Source organism: Corallococcus exercitus (genome assembly GCF_003611585.1).
Lineage (GTDB): Bacteria > Myxococcota > Myxococcia > Myxococcales > Myxococcaceae > Corallococcus > Corallococcus exercitus.
Genome location: NZ_RAVW01000715.1, coordinates 1 through 2,482, shown reverse-complemented (window position 1 = coordinate 2,482; position 2,482 = coordinate 1). Strand labels below are relative to the sequence as shown.

General features: G+C 72.4%; 1 protein-coding gene. It reads left to right on the top strand.

Annotated features, from left to right (window positions below; translation table 11 throughout):
- Positions 1–18: 18 nt before the first annotated feature.
- Positions 19–2,482: PAS domain S-box protein (locus tag D7W79_RS41245; protein WP_120530652.1), on the top strand; the 2,464-nt coding region annotated here is incomplete at its 3' end.

Below are 2,482 nucleotides of genomic sequence, written 5' to 3'. Positions count from 1 at the left end.
ACCCGCGGTCCCCCGCTCATGCGCGTGCCCCCTTCCGACACCGAACAGGCCCTGAGGGCCGAGGTCGAACGTCTGCGGCTCCGCCTGCGCGCCGCGGGGCTGGATGACGGCACCGGCACGGCTCCAGAGCTGGCTCCCGAGCCCCTGGCGCCGCAGGACCGGGATGCGCAAGAGCGGCTGCGCGTGAAGCGCGAACAGCTGCGGCTGGCGCAGGAGGCGGGCGGCATCGGCGTGTTCACGTTGGACATCGCCACCAACATGATGGCGGTGACGCCGGAGTTCTGCCGGCTGTACGGCGTGCCTCGCATGGAGACCGTGCCCGCGCCCGTCATCGAGGGGCTCGCGCTGGAGGAGGACCGGCACCGCGTGTCCAACGCGCGCACGCGGGCCGCGGGGCAGGTCCTCCCGTCGGTGGAGTACCGCATCCACAGGTCGGACACCGGGGAGGTGCGGTGGATCCACCGGCGGGCGTCGCTCGTGTACGACGAGGCTGGCAAGCCGACGCAGTTCATCGGCATCGCCCAGGACGTCACCGAGCGCCGGCAGGCCGAGGAGGCGCTGCGCGCGGCCAACGAGCGCCTGCAGCTGGCGCTGAACACCGAGGTGATGATTGGCACCTGGGTGTGGGACGTGCCCGACAACCGCGTCGTCACGGACGAGCGCTTCGCGTACTCCTTCTCGCTGGACCCCCGGCAGGCGCGCGAGGGGCTGCCCATCGATCAATTCGTGGCGGCCATCCACCCGGAGGACCGGCCCGGCGTGGAGGTGGCCATCTCCCGCACGCTGCGGGTGGGCGGTTCGTACCGCGCCGAGTACCGCGTGCGCCGCTCCGACGGCCTCTACCGGTGGGTGGAGGCCAGCGGCCACTGCACCCTCTCCCCTCAGGGCGCGCCGCTGCGCTTTCCCGGCGTGCTGGTGGACATCGACGCGCGCAAGCGGGCGGAGCTGCGGCAGGAGGCGCTGCTGGAGATGGCGGACCGGCTGCGCGAGGCCACGTCCCCGGACGCCGCCGCGCTGCTCGCCATGGAGGTGGTGGGGCGGCTGCTGGGCGTGCCGCGCGCGGGCTACGGCACGGTGGACGCGACGCACGCGCTGGTGCGGATCCACCCGCATTGGATGGCGTCGCCGGACGTGACGAGCATCGAGGGCGTGCACCGCTTCCAGGACTACGGCGTGTTCCTGGACGACCTGCTGAGGGGCGAGGTGGTGGCCATCGCGGACGTGCGGGAGGACCCGCGCACGGCCTCCCAGGCGGCCACGCTGGAGCAGGTGGGCGTCCGGGCCCTCTTCGACATTCCCATCCTGGAGCACGGCCGGCTCGTGGCGTTGCTGTTCCTGCACGACGTGCGGCCGCGCCCGTGGACGGAGGGGGAAATCGAGCTGACGCGCAACGTGGCCGACCGCGTGTGGGCGACGGTGTCCCGGCTCAAGGCGCTCTCGGAGCTGAAGCAGGCCAACGAGACGCTGGAGCAGCGCGTGGCGCAGCGCACGCGGGAGCGGGATCGCGTGTGGAACGTGTCCCAGGACCTGCTGGTGGTGGGGAGCCTGGAGGATGGGAAGTTCCTCAGCGTCAACCCGGCCTGGACGCGGATGCTGGGGTGGACGGAGGAGGAGCTGCTGGGCCGCACGTCGCAGTGGCTGGAGCGCCCGGACGACTCCGCGCGCTCGCGTGACGAGGTGTCCCGCCTGGCGGGAGGAAATCCCACGCTGAGCTTCGAGAGCGCCTACCGGTGCAAGCACGGCGGCTACCGGCGCATCTCCTGGACGGCGGTGCCGGTGCCGGAGGACGGCGTGCTGTACGCCAGCGGGCGCGACGTCACCGAGCAGCGGCAGACGGAGGACCAGCTGCGGCAGGCGCAGAAGATGGAGGCGGTGGGGAAGCTCACGGGCGGCGTGGCGCACGACTTCAACAACCTGCTCCAGGTGGTGGGCGGGAATCTCCAACTGCTCCAGCGCGACCTGGCGGGCAACGAGCGGGGCCTGCAGCGGGTGCGCTCGGCGCTGGGCGCGGTGGAGCGCGGGGCCCGGCTGTCGGGGCAGCTGCTGGCGTTCTCTCGGCGGCAGCCGCTGGAGCCGCGCTCGCTGAGCCTGGGCCGGCTGCTGCAGGGCATGGACGACCTCCTGCGCCGCGCGCTGGGCGAGGACGTGGAGGTGGAGACGGTCATCAGCGGCGGGCTGTGGAACACGCTGGCGGATCCGCACCAGCTGGAGAACGTCATCCTCAACCTGGCCATCAACGCGCGAGACGCGATGCGGGGCAGCGGGAAGCTGACGCTGGAGCTGAGCAACGCGTTGCTGGACGACCACTACGCGCAGGCGCACCCGGACGTGCTGGCGGGGTCGTACGTGCTGCTGGCGGTGTCGGACACGGGTGGGGGCATGACGCCGGAGGTGCTGGAGCGCGCGTTCGAGCCCTTCTTCACGACGAAGCAGGAGGGGCGGGGCACGGGCCTGGGGCTGAGCATGGTGTACGGCTTCGTGA